Source organism: Mesocryomonas lacus, from assembly GCF_055730135.2.
In genome coordinates, this window is the sequence record NZ_JBUZWE020000009.1 from 172,675 (window position 1) to 188,707 (window position 16,033).

17 protein-coding genes are annotated in these 16,033 nt (G+C 68.9%); 6 read left to right on the forward strand and 11 right to left on the reverse strand.

Annotation, left to right across the window (positions count from 1 at the left end):
* Nucleotides 1–16: 16 nt before the first annotated feature.
* Nucleotides 17–877, reverse strand: a complete 861-nt coding sequence (locus tag ACZLZY_RS15530) for a DMT family transporter (protein WP_472934637.1) — start codon at nt 875–877, stop codon at nt 17–19.
* Between the two features lie 117 nt (nt 878–994).
* Between ACZLZY_RS15530 and ACZLZY_RS15535 the strand changes: the two genes are divergently transcribed.
* Nucleotides 995–2,398: an aminotransferase-like domain-containing protein gene (locus ACZLZY_RS15535; protein ID WP_472934638.1), complete on the forward strand. Its 1,404-nt coding sequence runs from the start codon at nt 995–997 to the stop codon at nt 2,396–2,398.
* A 50-nt stretch (nt 2,399–2,448) separates the two neighbouring features.
* Here the strand turns inward: ACZLZY_RS15535 and ACZLZY_RS15540 are convergent, their stop codons facing one another.
* Nucleotides 2,449–2,853, reverse strand: coding sequence for a hypothetical protein (locus ACZLZY_RS15540; protein WP_472934639.1), 405 nt, complete (start codon nt 2,851–2,853; stop codon nt 2,449–2,451).
* 194 nt (nt 2,854–3,047) lie between these two features.
* Between ACZLZY_RS15540 and ACZLZY_RS15545 the strand changes: the two genes are divergently transcribed.
* The 3 genes from ACZLZY_RS15545 to ACZLZY_RS15555 all read left to right on the forward strand — a co-directional run bounded on the left by ACZLZY_RS15545 (nt 3,048) and on the right by ACZLZY_RS15555 (nt 7,038).
* On the forward strand, nt 3,048–4,676 hold the full coding sequence (locus ACZLZY_RS15545) for a long-chain-fatty-acid--CoA ligase (protein ID WP_472934640.1): 1,629 nt from the start codon (nt 3,048–3,050) through the stop codon (nt 4,674–4,676).
* Between the two features lie 105 nt (nt 4,677–4,781).
* The gene (locus ACZLZY_RS15550; RefSeq protein WP_472934641.1) at nt 4,782–5,675 is read left to right on the forward strand and encodes a DUF1499 domain-containing protein; all 894 of its coding nucleotides are present in this window, start codon (nt 4,782–4,784) and stop codon (nt 5,673–5,675) included.
* A 277-nt stretch (nt 5,676–5,952) separates the two neighbouring features.
* Nucleotides 5,953–7,038, forward strand: a complete 1,086-nt coding sequence (locus ACZLZY_RS15555) for an HWE histidine kinase domain-containing protein (RefSeq protein WP_472934642.1) — start codon at nt 5,953–5,955, stop codon at nt 7,036–7,038.
* Nucleotides 7,039–7,159: 121 nt separating this feature from the next.
* On the opposite strand, the gene ACZLZY_RS15560 is transcribed toward ACZLZY_RS15555, so the two are convergent.
* The 3 genes from ACZLZY_RS15560 to ACZLZY_RS15570 are packed head-to-tail and all read right to left on the reverse strand — an operon-like array spanning nt 7,160 to nt 9,787.
* The gene (locus ACZLZY_RS15560) at nt 7,160–8,062 is read right to left on the reverse strand and encodes an MBL fold metallo-hydrolase (RefSeq protein WP_472934643.1); all 903 of its coding nucleotides are present in this window, start codon (nt 8,060–8,062) and stop codon (nt 7,160–7,162) included.
* Nucleotides 8,063–8,102: 40 nt separating this feature from the next.
* Complete coding sequence (locus ACZLZY_RS15565; protein ID WP_472934644.1) at nt 8,103–8,861, reverse strand: pseudouridine synthase; 759 nt, start codon at nt 8,859–8,861, stop codon at nt 8,103–8,105.
* Nucleotides 8,858–9,787, reverse strand: a complete 930-nt coding sequence (locus ACZLZY_RS15570; RefSeq protein WP_472934645.1) for a class I SAM-dependent methyltransferase — start codon at nt 9,785–9,787, stop codon at nt 8,858–8,860. Before ACZLZY_RS15570 ends, ACZLZY_RS15565 begins: the two co-directional genes overlap by 4 nt.
* A gap of 156 nt (nt 9,788–9,943) precedes the next feature.
* Between ACZLZY_RS15570 and ACZLZY_RS15575 the strand changes: the two genes are divergently transcribed.
* On the forward strand, nt 9,944–10,270 hold the full coding sequence (locus tag ACZLZY_RS15575; protein WP_472934646.1) for a YnfA family protein: 327 nt from the start codon (nt 9,944–9,946) through the stop codon (nt 10,268–10,270).
* A gap of 244 nt (nt 10,271–10,514) precedes the next feature.
* Here the strand turns inward: ACZLZY_RS15575 and ACZLZY_RS15580 are convergent, their stop codons facing one another.
* The 3 genes from ACZLZY_RS15580 to ACZLZY_RS15590 all read right to left on the reverse strand — a co-directional run bounded on the left by ACZLZY_RS15580 (nt 10,515) and on the right by ACZLZY_RS15590 (nt 13,049).
* Nucleotides 10,515–11,291 (reverse strand): MetQ/NlpA family ABC transporter substrate-binding protein, encoded by a 777-nt coding sequence (locus ACZLZY_RS15580; RefSeq protein WP_472934734.1) that lies wholly within the window; start codon nt 11,289–11,291, stop codon nt 10,515–10,517.
* A 68-nt stretch (nt 11,292–11,359) separates the two neighbouring features.
* Nucleotides 11,360–12,025, reverse strand: coding sequence for a methionine ABC transporter permease (locus tag ACZLZY_RS15585; RefSeq protein WP_472934647.1), 666 nt, complete (start codon nt 12,023–12,025; stop codon nt 11,360–11,362).
* Nucleotides 12,015–13,049, reverse strand: a complete 1,035-nt coding sequence (locus ACZLZY_RS15590) for a methionine ABC transporter ATP-binding protein (protein ID WP_472934735.1) — start codon at nt 13,047–13,049, stop codon at nt 12,015–12,017. The genes ACZLZY_RS15585 and ACZLZY_RS15590 overlap by 11 nt, the downstream gene beginning before the upstream one ends.
* A 252-nt stretch (nt 13,050–13,301) precedes the next feature.
* Here ACZLZY_RS15590 and ACZLZY_RS15595 point away from each other — a divergent pair, with 252 nt between their 5' ends.
* Complete coding sequence (locus ACZLZY_RS15595; protein WP_472934648.1) at nt 13,302–13,574, forward strand: transcriptional regulator; 273 nt, start codon at nt 13,302–13,304, stop codon at nt 13,572–13,574.
* Nucleotides 13,575–13,644: 70 nt separating this feature from the next.
* On the opposite strand, the gene ACZLZY_RS15600 is transcribed toward ACZLZY_RS15595, so the two are convergent.
* Genes ACZLZY_RS15600 through ACZLZY_RS15610 form a run of 3 tightly spaced genes read right to left on the reverse strand, consistent with a single transcriptional unit; the run spans nt 13,645 to nt 15,982 of the window.
* Nucleotides 13,645–13,974 (reverse strand): L-rhamnose mutarotase, encoded by a 330-nt coding sequence (locus ACZLZY_RS15600; RefSeq protein ID WP_472934649.1) that lies wholly within the window; start codon nt 13,972–13,974, stop codon nt 13,645–13,647.
* Nucleotides 13,971–14,993, reverse strand: a complete 1,023-nt coding sequence (locus ACZLZY_RS15605) for a zinc-binding alcohol dehydrogenase family protein (protein WP_472934650.1) — start codon at nt 14,991–14,993, stop codon at nt 13,971–13,973. Before ACZLZY_RS15605 ends, ACZLZY_RS15600 begins: the two co-directional genes overlap by 4 nt.
* 26 nt (nt 14,994–15,019) lie before the next feature.
* On the reverse strand, nt 15,020–15,982 hold the full coding sequence (locus ACZLZY_RS15610; protein ID WP_472934651.1) for an ABC transporter permease: 963 nt from the start codon (nt 15,980–15,982) through the stop codon (nt 15,020–15,022).
* Between the last annotated feature and the right edge of the window lie 51 nt (nt 15,983–16,033).

Consider the following 16,033-nt stretch of genomic DNA (forward strand, 5'->3'; position numbering starts at 1 on the left):
GCCGGGCGCGTGCCTTTCAGGCGAAGCGCTTGGCGCCGGTGACGCAGAGGACGACCAGTCCCGTCACGGCCACCATGCTCCAGGCGACGGGCTCGCCGAGCAGGAGCGCGGCGAGCGCCAGGCCGAAGAACGGCTGGAGCAGCTGCAGCTGCCCGACGCCGGCGATGCCGCCGAGCGCGAGGCCGCGGTACCAGAAGACGAAGCCGATCAGCATGCTGAAGACCGAGACGTAGCCAAGGCCGAGCCAGGCGGACGCCCCGACATCCGCGAGCCCCGCGGGACGGACGACCAGCGCCAGCGCCAGCGACAGCGGCAGCGTGAGGACCAGCGCCCAGCAGATGACCTGCCAGCCGCCGAGCCGCCGCGACAGCGCAGCCCCTTCGGCATAGCCGAGGCCGCAGATGACGATCGCCGCGACCATCATCAGGTCGCCGGCGAGCGAGGCGCTGCTGCTGCCGGCCAGCGCGAAGCCTGCGACGGCGCCGCTGCCGAGAAGCGAGAACAGCCAGAAGGCGGGCTTTGGCCGCTCGCCGCCGCGCAGAACCCCGAAGGCGGCGGTGGCGAGCGGCAACAGGCCGATGAAGACGATCGAATGCGCCGAGGTCATCTGCTGCAGCGCCAGCGCCGTCAGCAGCGGGAAGCCGATGACGACGCCGAGGGCAACGATCGCCAGCGAGAGGAGGTCGCCCGCCGCCGGCCGCTTCTGCCGCAGGCCGGCGAGGAGGGCTGCGGCGATCAGCGCGGCGATGACGGCGCGGGCCGACGTCAGGAACAGCGGCGTGAAGCCGTGCACCGCGACCCGCGTCGCCGGCAGCGAGCCGCTGAAGATGATGACGCCGAGCAGCCCGCTGCCCCATCCCGCCGTGGTCCTGTCCATGCCGTCTCCCCCTTCGTTCGACGTCGGGATAGCGCGGCGGTAGCTGGCGCGGACAGTGACAGTTCAGTACGGTTGATGGAAACCGTATGGGTCGAAGGGCTGGCGAGGGCGACAGCGATGCTGGAGAGTGTGACGCCGGGAAGCCGCACCGGCGCGGTGATGCAGCAGATCCGCCGGCGAATGGCGGCCCGCATCCTCACCGCCGGCGATCGGCTGCCGTCGATCCGGGGTTTTGCCGACACGCTCGCCGTATCGCCGTCGACGGTCGCCGAGGCCTATGACCGGCTGGCGGCAGAGGGCCTCATCCGGTCGCGGCCGGGCTCCGGTTTCTACGTCGCCGGTGTCCTGCCGCCGCTGGCGCTTGCCGAGGTCGAGCCGAGGGCGGATCGGGAGATCGATCCCTTCTGGGTATCGCGCCAGTCGCTCGACGCACCGGGCACCGCGTTGCGCCCGGGCTGCGGCTGGCTGCCGGCGGACTGGATGCCGGAAGCCGCGATCCGCCGCGGCCTCCGCCTCCTCGCCCGCGCCGATGCCGCCGTCCTCGCCGACTACGGGCCGACGCGCGGCTCCATCGAGCTGCGCAGCCATCTCGCCCGGCGCTTTGCCGGCGAGGGGATCGACGCCGGCGCAGACGAGATCATGCTCGCCGCCTCGGGGTCGCAGGCGCTGGACCTTCTCTGCCGCCTGCTGCTGCAGCCCGGCGACTGCGTGCTGGTCGACGATCCCTGCTACTTCAACTTCCAGGCCCTGTTGCGTGCGCACCGCGTCCGCATCGTCGGCGTCCCCCACACCCCGACCGGCCCGGACGCCGCCCTGTTCGCGGCTGCCGCCGCCGCCCATCGACCGCGGCTCTACCTCACCAATTCCGCGATCCACAATCCGACCGGCGCGTCCCTTTCGGCGGAAACGGCGCGGGCCGTCCTGGAGACCGCCGCGGCGCACGACATGGTCATCGTCGAGGACGAGATCTTCGCCGATTTCGAGCCGGACCCTTCGCCGAGGCTCGCCGTGATGGGTGGGCTCGACCGGGTCGTGCGGATCGGCAGCTTCTCGAAGACGCTGTCGGCCTCGGTCCGCTGCGGCTACATCCTCGCGCGGGCCGACTGGATCGAGGCACTGGTGGACCTTCAGATCGCAACGAACTTCGGCGGCCCGAGCCCGGTGGCAGTCGAACTCGTACTCGGGGTTCTCAGGGACGAGGCCTATCGCCGGCATCTGAAGACGCTGCGCGCCCGCCTCGATCATTGCCGCCGCGACGTCGCGGCTGCGCTGGCGGGCCTTGGCATCGTGGCATGGACGATGCCGCGGGGCGGCTTCACCCTTTGGGGCCGGCTGCCGGACGGACGCTCCGCCGCGGCGGTGGCGAAAGCGGCGATGACTGAGGGCCTGGTGCTGGCGCCGGGCGACATCTTCAGCACCAGCCAATCGGCGAGCGATATGATGCGCTTCAACGTCGCGCAGATGGACAAGGCAAGCCTCGAGATGATCCGGCGATCGCTGAGGCTGAACCCCCGCCCTTAGAATTAGTAAGATAGAGCGTCCTTTGTACGCCCTTCTTGACGCACGGCGCTTTAGGCGGTTCCGGCCGGGCGCATGCCGGCGATCGGCAAGTCGCCGCGGATCCGCTCGAGCACGCCGATGAAGGCGCGGGCGAAGCCGTGGAAACGCTCGCCGACCTCGGCCCTCGAGGCCATGCGCACCGTCAGCCCGTCCTGGTCGAGGATGGCGAAGAGGATGCGGCCGGAATTGTCGCCGGCCATCCGGACCGCGGCGATCCGCTGGGCATCCTCGATCGAGCCGTCCGCCGGCATTTCGAACAGGATTTCGCCGCCGATCACATGGGCGGCGTTGCTGACGCAGTCGGCAAACGGCGCGGCGGTCACGTCCTGCAGGTCGAGCGCGAGTTCGAACTCCACGGCCTCGAAAGGCTCGATGGCGCTGTCCGCGGCCGGGATGGCGGTGTGATTCTCGAGCATCTGTTTTTCCCCTCGAATGGCGCCGTTTCCGCCGGTGGCGGTGGCGGCTTGGCTTCGCTGGACAAAGATCCGGCGGGTGAACACACTGCAGGTGCGGGAGCGTCCCCAGCCCGTCCGGCTGATGCGGTCCGGCTGAGGCTTCCCCAGAGAAGCCAGTCAAGATGAGAAATGCGACGAAAGGGAGGAAGCTGCCCGTGCAGGGACTGATGCAGGACTGGCCGCTGGCGTGCTCGAAGGTGATCGACCACGCCGCCACGTATCACGGCGGGCGCGCCGTCGTGTCCCGCTCGGTCGAAGGGCCGATCCACCGCACCACCTATGCCGAAGTGCGCCAGCGCTCGCTGCGGCTCGCCAAGCGGCTGGCGGCCGAGGGGCTGCGGCCGGGCGACCGGGTGGCGACCATGGCCTGGAACACCTGGCGACATCTCGAATGCTGGTACGGCATCACCGGCATCGGCGCGGTCTACCATACGCTCAACCCGCGGCTGTTTCCCCAGCAGATCGCCTGGATCATGAACGACGCGGAAGATCGGCTGATCTTCGTCGACCTCACCTTCCTGCCGATCCTCGAAGCCATCGCCCCAAGCATTCCGAGCCTTCGCCGCATCGTCGTCCTCACCGATGCGGCGCACCTGCCGGAGACCAGCCTCCCCGGCGTCGTGCCCTACGAGGAATGGCTTGCCGAGGCGGACGAGGATTTCGCCTGGGCGGCGGTCGGCGAGAACGATGCCGCGGGCATGTGCTACACGTCCGGCACCACGGGCGCGCCGAAAGGCGTCGTCTATTCCCACCGCTCCAATATCCTGCACTCGATGATCGCGCTCGGCGGCGACGCCATGGGCCTGTCGTCGCGCGACCGGGTGATGCCAGTGGTGCCGCTGTTCCATGCCAATGGATGGGGTCTCGCCTTTTCCTGCCCGATGGCCGGCGCGGCGATGGTGATGCCGGGTCCGCGCATGGACGGGGCCTCGATCTTCGCGCTCCTGACCGAGGAGAAGGTCACGATGTCGGCGGCGGTGCCGACGGTCTGGATGATGCTCCTACAGCACCTCGAAAAGAACGGCGGCGCGCTGCCCGATCTCGACCGTGTGGTGATCGGCGGATCGTCCTGCCCGCGCGCGACGATCCGCACCTTCCAGGACGATTACGGCGTCCGCGTCATCCACGCCTGGGGGATGACCGAGATGAGCCCGCTCGGCACCCTCTGCTCGATCACCGCCGACTATGCCGACCGCAGCGGCGAGGCGCTGCTCGACATCGCGCAGACGCAAGGCCACCCGCCTTTCGGCGTCGAGATGAAGGTGGTGGATGACGACGACGTGCCGCGGCCCTGGGACGGCGAGACTTTCGGCCGGCTGAAGGTGCGCGGGCCGGCGGTGGCGTCGGCCTATTTCAAGGGCGTCGGCGCCGAGGCGTTCGATGCCGACGGCTGGTTCGACACCGGCGACGTCGCCCACGTCGACCCGCACGGCTACATGAAGATCACCGACCGCTCCAAGGACGTCATCAAGTCCGGCGGCGAGTGGATCTCCTCGATCGACCTCGAGAACCTCGCCGTCGGCCATCCCGACGTCGCCGAGGCGGCGGTGATCGGCATCCGCCATCCGAAATGGGACGAGCGGCCGCTTCTCGTCATCGTCGCCAAGGAGGGTCGAAGCCCCGGCAAGGCGGATCTCATCGCCTTTCTCGACGGCAAGGTCGCGCGGTGGTGGCTTCCCGACGACGTCGTCGTGGTCGACGAGATCCCGCACACCGCGACCGGCAAGATCCAGAAGACGACGCTGCGCGAGCAGTTCGCGGACTATCGGTTTCCGCTGGAGTAGGCCGGCAGAGGGCGACACTGGCACCGCGCGTGTTGCGGCCGGAAGGCGGCGCGTTACTGGAGCGGTAACTCCGCTTGCGGTAGGATGCACGCCAAGGGGCATTCTATGAGCGTGGCGGTATTGTCGGGGCACTATATCAGGAAGCAACTGCGGACGGCGGGCTGGGCGCGGCGCATCGCGGCCTTTGCCGGCCTGCTGCTGGTCACCGGCATTCTCGTCTACCGCTTTGGCGGGATCGACTTTCCGGCGCTGAAGGCGGTGCTGCGGGTGGTCTTCGCGCTGGTCTGCCTGACGCTCGTCCTCGCGCTGGCGGGGCTTGGCCGCGTCTGGCGGCATGGCCACGAAGGCGGCGGCAAGGCGGCCGGGGCGCTGTTCATCGCGCTGCTGGTCGCCGCGCCTTTCGCCGCCGCCGCGGTGATCGCCAGCCGCAGCCCGATGGTCGACCGCGCCGAGACCGACGGCATGCTCGCCTCCGACATCGCCGAGGGCGCGACGCTCGCCGAGGCGCTGCCGAACGAGGCGAAGGCGCCGGTGCTCGGTGGGCGGCACTACCAGGCCCGCGCCGCGCAGGTCTACATCCTCGTGCGCACGGTGCTGGCCGACGAAGGCTGGACGCTGGAGGAGGTCGCGACCGCCGAACCGGACGCGCCGGCCGGGCCGCTGGATGATTCCGGCGACCTCGGCATTTCCGGCACCGTCGACATTCCGCTGCCGACCGCCCGCGGCTCGGTGACGGCGCCGCCAGACCCCTTCGACCGGCCGGAATCGCGCGAATACACGGTGAAGGCCGTCGCCACCGGGCCGATCCTCGCGCTGCCGAGCGACGTCGTCATCCGGATCTCGGAGGATGAGGACCAGACCTATGTCGACCTGCGCGCGACCTCGCGCCTCGTCGACTGGGATCTCGGCCAGAACCGCCGCTTCCTCGAGACTTTCCTCGCCGACCTCGACACCGCCATGGCCGGCCTCGTCGCCATCGGCCCGGTGGTCGAGGGCTGAGGCGGCGGGACTGCGGCGTTCTGACGCAAGAAGCGCCGCTGGCATCTGCGCCCGCCAGCAAACACCGGCTCCCGGCGCGACGCTCGCCGATCGCCAGCAGACCAAGGTCGGGCGAGCAACGACGCGCCGCCGCGCCATCTCGGCATGCCGATCGGCCATCGGTCATGCCTGATCCGCTCCGGCTCCCGTGAGTTGAGCCAGATCCTGCGAGCGTGTATGATCCCAGCATCGCTGACCGGGCCTTTCGCCTAACGGCTGAGCCAACCGGACCCGGACATTGCCAGACGCGTTCACCGCCGACATCGATCTCATCGCCAGCATCCCGGCCATCCCCTCGATCCTCGACGTTGTCTGCCGGCTGACGGGCATGGGCTTTGCGACCATTGCGCGGGTGACCGAAGGCCGGTGGGTCATCTGCGCGGTCAAGGACGATATCCGTTTCGGCCTTGCTCCCGGCGGCGAGCTGAAGGTCGAGACGACGATCTGCCACGAGGTTCGGGAGAGTTCCGAGGCCGTCGTGATCGAGAACGTCGCAGAGGATCAGATCTACTGTAACCACCCGACGCCGAAGATTTACGGCTTTCAGAGCTACGCGTCTTTCCCGATCGTTCTGCCGGACGGCTCGTTCTTCGGCACCCTCTGCGCGATCGACCCGCATCCGCGAAAGCTGAAGACGCCTGAGATCATCGGGACCTTCAAGCTCTTCGCCGAGCTCATCGCCTTCCATCTCGATTCCGCCCGCAAGCTCGCCGACACCCAGCGGCTTCTCGACGAACGCCGTGACGCCGACCGTCGGCAGCGGATTTTGCAGCGCGAACTGTCGCACCGGATGAAGAACACGCTGGCCATGGTGCAGGCCGTCGTCACGCAGAGCCTCAGAAGCGCGACGTCGTTGAAAGACGCCGCACATCTTGCGACGGAGCGGATCCAGGCGCCTGGGCGCGCGCAGGATATGCTGACCGAGACGAACTGGGAGACCGCGGATATTCGCGACGTGGTCACCGCCTCCATCGCGCCGCACCTCGACGGCGGCGAACGGTTCGTCGTCGACGGGCCGCGGGCGGATTTGACGGCGCAGCAGGCCATGGGGCTGGCCCTGGCGATCCATGAACTTGCGACGAACGCGGCCAAGTACGGCGCCCTGTCCAACGAGATGGGGCGGATCCATCTGTCGTGGACCGTCGATGACGGGCAGCTGCGTCTCGACTGGCAGGAGAGCGGTGGGCCCGCGGTCGCGCCACCGACCGGGAAGGGTTTCGGCTCCAAGCTGACGGAACGCGTCGTGCCCACCTATTTCAGCGGCAAGGCGTCTCTCGCCTATCATTTGCACGGCGTGCACTACGCGCTTCAAGGCGTGATCTAGGATCACCCGTCCGATCCGCCGGGGTTGCTGAAACTCTTGGCTTCAGCCGTCATCCGTTCGTTCTTCGAAGACAGCGGGCAGCGCCACGAGCCGCGACCGGCACTGAAATCCGAGAGCGCCGCTATTCTGCCGGCACGTAAATGCTGTCGACGAGCACCGCCCCCTCCGTCGTCACCGCGCCCTTGGCGACGAGATCCTCCAGATGCGCTAGCACCGAGAGGCCGGCGGCGCCGTGAAGGCGCGGATCGGTCTGGCGGTAGATGGCCGCGACGATTTCGGGGATCGTCCTGTCGCCGCCGTGCAGCCGTTCGAGGATCGCCGTCTCGCGCATCCGCCGGTGCGTCTTCAGCCCGCGCATGAACGCCTTCGGCTTGCGGACCGGCCCGCCATGGCCGGGCAGGAAGAGCGTCTCGTCGCGGGCGAGGAGGCGGTCAAGCGAGGCCATGTAGTCGGCCATCGCGCCGTCCGGTGGAGCGACGATGGTGGTCGACCAGACCATCACGTGGTCGCCCGAGAACAGCGTGTCGCCGAAGGCGAAGGCCATGTGGTTGGCGGTGTGGCCGGGCGTCGCCACCGCCTCGAAGCGGCCGGCGGGAAAGTCGAGGATCTCGCCGTCGCGGGCGAGGCGGTCGGGGCGGAACGCCATGTCGCCGGCGGCCTCCATCGCGTTGACCTCGCCTTCCTGCAGCGCGCGGGTGGCGCGGTGCGGGCCCTCGGCCACCACCGGGGCGCCGGTGGCGGACCGCAGCCTGTCCACCAGCGCGGTATGGTCGCGGTGGGTGTGGGTGACGAGGATGGCGTCGACCGGCCGTCCCGCGATCGCCGCCATTAGCGCCTCGAAATGCCCGTCCTCGTCGGGGCCGGGATCGACCACGACCACGGAGCCGTCACCGGCGATGTAGCTGTTGGTACCCTGGAAGGTGAACGGGCCGAGGTTGCGGCCGGTGACCCGGAGCACGCGGTGCGCCACCGGCACGGCCTCGCCATGCCGCGGATCGAACGAGGTTTCAAATTCTATGTCCATGCGAGACCCTTTGGCCTTTGCGCCGCAAGAGGCAAGCGCCTCAAACGGAAGCGTCCGCGGCCTTCACCGGAAAGACCTCGGCGATATCGGCCGTCGTCATGATGCGGTACGCGCCGGGGGCGAGGTCGTCCGGCAGCGCCAAACGGCCGATCCGGTCGCGGTGGAGCGCGGCGACATGGTTGCCGACGGCGGCGAACATGCGGCGGACCTGGTGGTAGCGCCCCTCGTGCAGGACGATGCGGGCCGTCGTCTCCGAGGTGACCTCGAGCTCGGCCGGCAGCAGCGGCTTGTCGTCGCCGTCGAGCATCAGCGTGCCCGCGGCGAAGACCGCCGCCTCGTCGCCCTTCAGCGGCCGCTCAAGTGTCACCACATAGCGCTTCGGCACATGGTGCTTTGGCGAGATGATCCGGTGCAGCAGCGCGCCGTCGTCAGTCAGAAGAAGCAGGCCGGACGTCTCCTTGTCGAGCCGGCCGACGGTCGAGAGCGCGGGGTCGCGCTGGCGCCAGCGCGGCGGCAGCAGGCCGTAGACCAGCGGTCCCGCCTCCTTGTGCGAGCAGGTGACGCCGAGCGGCTTGTGGAGGAGCAGGCAGACGCCGGGCAAGGGATCGAGCGCCTCGCCGTCGACAATGAGCCCGGAAGCCAGCTCCGGCGTGAGCTTGACCCGGCCCTCGGCATCGCGAATCGGCGCGCCGTCGAGAACGATGCGGCCGTTGCGGGCCAGCTGCTGCATCTCGCGGCGCGAGCCGTAGCCGAGATTGGCAAGCAGCCGGTCGAGCCGGACGCTGGCCGGCCCCTTCACTTGCGCGCCTCGAAGATCTTGTAGCCGCCGCTCTCGGCCTTGAGGTTGACCAGCTTGAAGATCGGCTTCAGCACCTCCTCGTAGGGCAGGTGCCGGTTGGCGGTGAGCCAGAGAAAGCCGCCGGGCTTCAGCATGTCCGCGGCCTGGCGGATAAAGCTCTGGCCGAGCGTCCTGTCCTCGGTGCCGCCATCGTGGAAAGGCGGGTTCATCACCACGAAGTCGAACTTGTCCGGCAGCCGGGCGCCGCCGCGGACATCCGCCCACTGCACCGTGGCGCGGGCATCCCCGACGTTCTTGCGGGCGGCCTCGACGGCGCGGCGATCGATGTCGACCAGCGCGATGCTCTCGACCTTCGGCGAGGCCAGCACCGCCAAGGCGAGCGTGCCCAAGCCGCAGCCGAGATCGGCGACACGGCCGGAGAGTTTTGGCAGCTTCTCGATGAGCAGCGCGCTGCCGGGATCGAGCCTGTCCCAGGAGAAGATGCCGGGCTGGGTCCACAGGCCCGCCTCGTTCTGGCGCGGACCGCCCTCGGCGATGGCGGCACTCATGTTCTCGCGGGCGTCCCGGTCGAAGCTCTCGGGGCGCAGCGTCTCGCAGATGCGGAAATGCTTGCGCGAGTCCTCGCCGACGTCGCATCCGAAAGCCTTCAGCTCCTTGGCGATGCGCAGGCCGCCCTTGTCCTTCAGCGCCAGCACGGTGAGCGGCGCGCCGGGCTTCAGCGCCTTCAGCGCCAGGGCGATGATCGCCCGGCGTTCGAGCGTGCCGGGCGGCGCGAGCAGCACCATGGCGCCGAAGCTCGCCGGGGTGGCCGCCTCGAGCGCGGACGCGCCGGGCACCAGCGGCGAAAACTGGACGGCGCCGTCGGGGAGATCGACGAGGTCGGCGGGCGGGGCGCCATAGACGCCTGTGGGGATGATCTGGGACACGAAAATTCCAATCGGCTTTTCCGCGTCTCTATATCGCCGGGCCGGCAAAGGCTATGCGGAAGGCCGACGCGGCGGTGAGAAGCGGGCTGCGTTGTCGGCGGGCGGGCGCGCGGCAAGCCAGCGGACGAATATCGAACGCAACCGAAAGAGGGCCGAATGCCGACGATCGCGATCTATGCCCTGGCCGCGCTCGCCGAGATCGGCGGCTGCTTCGCCTTCTGGGCCTGGCTGCGGCTGGGAAAATCGGTGCTCTGGCTGATGCCGGGCCTGCTCAGCCTTGCCGCCTTCGCCTGGCTCCTCGCCCTCGTCCCCACCGATCAGGCCGGTCGCGCCTATGCCGCCTATGGCGGCGTCTACATTGCTGCCTCGATCGCCTGGCTCTTCGCCGCCGAGGGTGTCCGTCCCGACCGCTTCGACCTTGCGGGCGCGGCGATCTGCCTGGTCGGGGCGTGTATCATTCTCTGGGCGCCGCGCGGGGCGTGAGCGGAGAGGACGGGCTTGCGCCACGGCCCCCCTCTCTGCCTGCCGGCATCTCCCCCTCAAGGGGGGAGATCAAGCACGGGACCGCCCGAGATCGGCCGATCTCCCCCCTTGAGGGGGAGATGCCCGGCAGGGCAGTGGGGGGCACGCTGCCGCCGCGATGGCGGCTACGAGAGATACCGCGGCGTCGGCCTTTGCGAGAGCCGGTGCGGCGACCGCCTCCCGGTGAACTGCCCCCAAACCCGCCTTACCAGCTGGGGATAACCGCACCCTTGAAGCGCTCGGTGACGAAGGCCTTCACCTCGGGGCTGTGATAGGTCTCGACCAGCGTCTTGACGAAGGGCTTGTCCTTGTCGGCGCCGCGCACGGCGATGACGTTGACGTAAGGCGACTTCGCCGCTTCCTTGGCGATCGCGTCCTTCTGCGGGTCCAGGCCGCCTTCCAGCGCGTAATTGGTGTTGATGACGGCGGCATCGACGTCGGCGAGAGAACGCGGCAGCTGGGCGGCGTCGAGCTCGGCGATCTTGATGTTCTTCGGGTTCTCGGTGATGTCGAGCGGGGTTGGCTTCAGGCCGGCGGACGGGTCGAGCTTGAACAGGCCGAGATCGGCGAGCAGCAGCAGCGCGCGGCCGCCATTCGTCGGATCGTTCGGCACCGCCACCTGGGCGCCGTCGGCGAGCTCGGTGATCGCCTTCACCTTCTGCGAATAGATGCCCATCGGGAAGTTGACCGAGGTGGCGACGCTGACGAGGTCGTAGCCGCGGTCCTTCACCTGGTTGTCGAGGTAGGGCTGGTGCTGGAAGGAGTTGGCGTCGAGGTCGCCGTCCGCCAGTGCCTGGTTCGGCACGACGTAGTCGGAGAATTCAAGGATCTCGATGTCGAGGCCCTTCGGCGCGGCGAGCGCCTTCACCTTCTCCATGATCTCCGCATGCGGGCCGGGGGTGACGCCGATCTTGATGCCCTCGGCGAGCGCCGGCAGAGCGACGCCGCCGGCAAGAAGGGCGGCAAGGACGAGGGATTTCAGGCGCATGGGACTCTCCTGGGGAGGGAAGACGGGGTAGGGAGGGGTAAGATAGGTGTGTCGGTGGAAGATCAGGCCTTGCGGCTGCGCTTGTCGAAACGCCGGGCGACAAAGTCGCCGGTCGACTGCACGGCCTGAACGAGGACGATGAGCACGAGGACGACGGCCAGCATCATCTCCGGCATGAAGCGCTGGTAGCCGTAGCGGATGCCGAGATCGCCGAGGCCGCCGCCGCCGACGGCGCCGACCATGGCGGAATAGCCGATGAGGCTGACCACGGTCATCGTGACGCCGAGGGTGATCGACGGCCGCGCTTCCGGCACCAGCACCTTCAGGACGATCTGCAGCGGCGTCGCGCCCATCGCGCGGGCGGCTTCCGTGAGGCCCGGATCGACCTCGCGGATCGCCGATTCGACGAGGCGGGCGACGAAGGGGATGGTGGCGATGGTCAGCGGCACGATCGCCGCCGTGGTGCCGATCGAGGTGCCGGTGAGGAACCGCGTCAGCGGGATGATGGCAACGACGAGGATGATGAAGGGCGTCGAGCGCAGCGCGTTGACGACGACGCCGAGCAGCCGGTTGACCATCGGCGCAGCGTAGAGCTCGCCCTTCCGGCTGGTGGCGAGGAAGACGCCGAGCGGCGCGCCGAAGACGATGCCGATGGCGGCTGCCACCGCCACCATGAACAGCGTGTCGAGCGTGGAGGCGAGGATCAGGTTGATCATGTTAGCGGACATGGCCGAGAACCTCCGCCGAAAGGCCGCGCGCGGCGATGAAGGCGAGCGCCGGGGCAAGGCTCGGCTCCGGCAGCGACACGACGAGCGTGCCGAAAGGCTGGCCGCCGATCTCGTCCACCGCGCCGGCGAGGATGTTGACGTCGATGGCAAGCTCCCGCCCGAGGGCTGCGAGGATCGGGTCGGTGGCGGTCGGCCCGGTGAACAGGATCTTCACCACCGCCTGCGTGTCCGGCCCCGCGGCCGGCGTCAGGCGCTCGGTGACGAAAGCCGGCAGCCGGACGCCGGTGACGCCTTCGAGGAAGGAGCGGGTCACTTCATGCTGCGGCCGGGCGAAGACCGAATAGAGCTCGCCTTCCTCCACCACGCGCCCGGCATCCAGCACCGCGACGCGGCTCGCGACCTCCCGCACCACTTGCATCTCGTGCGTGATGAGGAGGACGGTGAGGCCGAGCTCGGCGTTGATCTGCCGGAGCAGCGCCAGCACCTGGCGCGTCGTCTCCGGATCGAGCGCCGAGGTCGCCTCGTCCGACAGCAGCACCTTCGGCTCGGTCGCCAGCGCCCGCGCGATGCCGACGCGCTGCTTCTGCCCGCCCGAGAGCTCGGCCGGATAGCGGCCCGCCTTGTCGCCGAGCCCGACGAGATCGAGCAGCGGGCCGACGCGGGCACGGATGTCGCGGCGGCTGACGCCCGCGATCTCCAGCGGCAGCGCGACGTTGTCGAAGGCGGTGCGCGAGGACAGGAGGTTGAAGTGCTGGAAGATCATGCCGACCGAGCGGCGCACGCCCCGCAGGCCCGCCTCGTCCATGCCGGCGACGTCGACGCCGTCGACCAGCACCGCGCCCGAACTCGGCCGCTCCAGCCCGTTGACCAGCCGCACCAGCGTCGACTTGCCGGCGCCCGACCGGCCGATGATGCCGGTGATGCTGCCGCGCGGCACGGTGAGGCTGACATCGCGGAGCGCGACGAAGCCGGCTTGCCCCTTTGCGGCGGCAAACTCCTTGCGGACGGCGGAGAACCGGATGATCGGTTCGGCGGACTTCTCGGCGACGGGCACGGCACAACTTCGAATGGGGTCGTCCGGCCATCACGGCCGATTCCTGGAAGGGGAGAGACATGCCGCCTCCAACCGCCGCACGCAAGGAAGGAACGTGCGGGGGAGGGCCGGCGGGTGGAAAACCGATCCGTCACCTGACCCGCCGAGGTCGTTCGTCGCGCCCGGTTTGTCGCGTTGACAGGATGTGCTGAAGGAGGGACCCTCGCGCATGAAGAGAACAAAGTGCCGGTGATGAATGAGGCGAAAACGCAGCTGACGGTTTCTCTGCCCGCGTCGCAGGCGGATAGTGTCGATCGTATTGCCGCGAAGCGCGAACGGGACTGGGTCATCCAGAAAGCGTTGTCCCAGTATCTGCGCGGTGAGGGCGCCGACATCCTGGCGGATGCTCACGGGATGGCGCAGCTCGCGGAAGGGCAGGGCGTCGGCCTCGATCAGGTCCTCTTGAAAGCCGAAGCCATCATCCGCCGCGTTGAGGCGCATCGAAGCGTAGGGTGATCCGGCTTCCCCCCGAGCGGAACATTCCCCGCATCGGCGAGGAAGGGCAAGATGGTCAGGACTGACCGCCTCACTCCATCCGGAACACTTCCTCCATCGGCGCCCACCATTCGCCCTCGGCGCGGTTTTCGCGGGGGACCTGGCACGGGTCGGTGAGCTTCCACCAGCGCTGGGTGTCGGGGCAGGCGGCGATGGCCTTCTGGTCGGCGGCGTGGTCGGTGCCGTGGTATTCATAGGTGCCGAAGAGGACGTTCTCGGGCTCCTGGAGGAAGATCGAAAAGGCGCGGATGTTCTGGCGGTGGAGCGTTGCCAGCACTGCCGGCCAGACGTCGGCGTGCAGCGCCTTGTATTCCGCCACCTTGTCGGCCCGCAGGCCGATGGTCATCGCATAGCGCTTCATGCCGGCAGCTCCACCACGATCTTCAGCACTTCGCCGCGGTGCGCGTCCCAGTAGGGAAGGGCGTCCGCGGCATCGTCGAAGGCGAAGATGTTCGAGATCAGCCGGTCCGCATCCTCCCCCATCGCCTCGAGGCACGCGGCGGCTGCGGCGAAGTCGGCGGCGGTCGCGTTGCGCGAGCCGAAGATGTCGAGCTCCTTCAGGTTGAAGAGCTGCGTCTGGTAGCTGACCGGCGCCTTGCAGTAGCCGATGTAGACGACGCGCCCGGCAAAGCTGGCAAAATCCACCGCCTGGGTGAAGGTCTCGGGCAGGCCGACCGCCTCGATGACGACGTCGAAGCCATCGTCGCCGGTGAGGCGGGAGACCGCGGCCGCGGCGTCCTCCTCGGCGGGGTTGATGCTGGCGGCTGCCCCCAGTGAACGGACGAGCGCCAGCTTGTCGCCGGCGATGTCGAGGACGGTGACCTCCGCCCCCTTGCGCACGGCGCCGAGCAGCGCGCCCATGCCGATCATGCCGCAGCCGATCACCAGCACGCGGTCGCCCTGTTCCACCCGGCCGCGCTCGACGGCGTGGAAGCCGACCGAGAGCGGCTCGATCAGCGCGAGATGGCGGGGCGCCAGCACCTCGTTGACGATGATCTTCTCGAACGGCACCGTCAGCCGCTCCTTCAGCCCGCCATCCTGCTGCACGCCGAGGGTGCGGTTGTAGCGGCAGGCATTGGTGCGGCCCTTGCGGCAGGACGCGCAGGTGCCGCAGGCGGTGTAGGGCAGGACGGTGACGCGGGTGCCGACGGAAAGATGGGCGGGCACCCCGCTGCCGACCTCGGCGATCTCGCCGCCGATCTCGTGGCCGGGAATGCGCGGCAGGCTGACCAGCGGATTGAGGCCGCGGAAGGTGTTGAGGTCGCTGCCACAGAGCCCGACATGGCGGATGGCGACGACGACCTCGCCGGGGCCCGGCGTGGCCTCCGGGGTTTGGCCGAGGGCGGTGGTGCCGACGGCGTCGATGAACAGGGCTTTCATGCGGTGGTTCTCTCCAGGGCGGCGGCTCAGCGGCCACGGCGCCTCAGCTGGTCGAAGAAGACGATGACGATGATGAGGACGCCGGTGATGATCCTCTGCCAGAACGAGTTGAGGTTGAGAAGGTTGGCGCCGTTGTTGATGGTGGCGAGGATGAAGGCGCCGATCAGCGGGCCGTGCACCGAGCCGATCGCGCCGAACAGGCTGGTGCCGCCGATCACCGAGGATGCGATCGCCTGCAGCTCCCAGCCTTCCGCCTGGGTGGCGTTGCCGATGCCAATGCGCGCGGCGAGGAGGATGCCGACGAAGGCGGCGCACAGCGCCGAGAGTGAATAGGCGAGGTAGATCATGGTCGAGACCCGGACGCCCGACAGGCGGGCGGCCTCGGCGTTCGAGCCGACGGCAAAGAGATAGCGGCCCCAGCGGCTCTGGTGCAGGAAGATGAAGGCGGGCACCGCGACGAGGATCACCATCCAGAAGAGGTTGGGGACGCCGACCAGGCTGCCGCGCGAGAATTCGTTGAAGGCCTCGTTCTTGATGCTGATGGTCGAGCCGTTGGTGATGAGCAGGCCGATGCCGCGCAGCGAGGTCAGCGTCGCCAGTGTGATGATGAAGGGCGGCAAGCCCATGCGCACGATCGCGAACCCATGGAACAGGCCGATGCCAAGGCCCATCGCCAGTGTCAGGAGGACCGCCGCCCAGATCGGAAACTCCGCCTGCAGCAGGAGCGCGACGATCACCGTCGAGAAGCCGACGATGGCGCCGACGGAGAGGTCGATGCCGGCGGTGATGATGACGAAGGTCTGGCCGATCGCCAGGATCGCGATCATCGATCCCTGCCGCAGGAGGTTGGCGATGTTGCTGGCGGTGGCGAAGTTCGGCGTGGCGACCGCAAGGATCGTGCAGAGCAGCAGGAGGAAGCCGAGGAGGGTCAGCGCGAACAGGAAGCTGAAATTGCGGCGCGGCTTGGCTGGCACGGGTTCGGTCGTCATGGGCAGCTCCTGCGGGCAGGGTTTGTTGGGAGGCGAAGGCCGGTTTCCGGC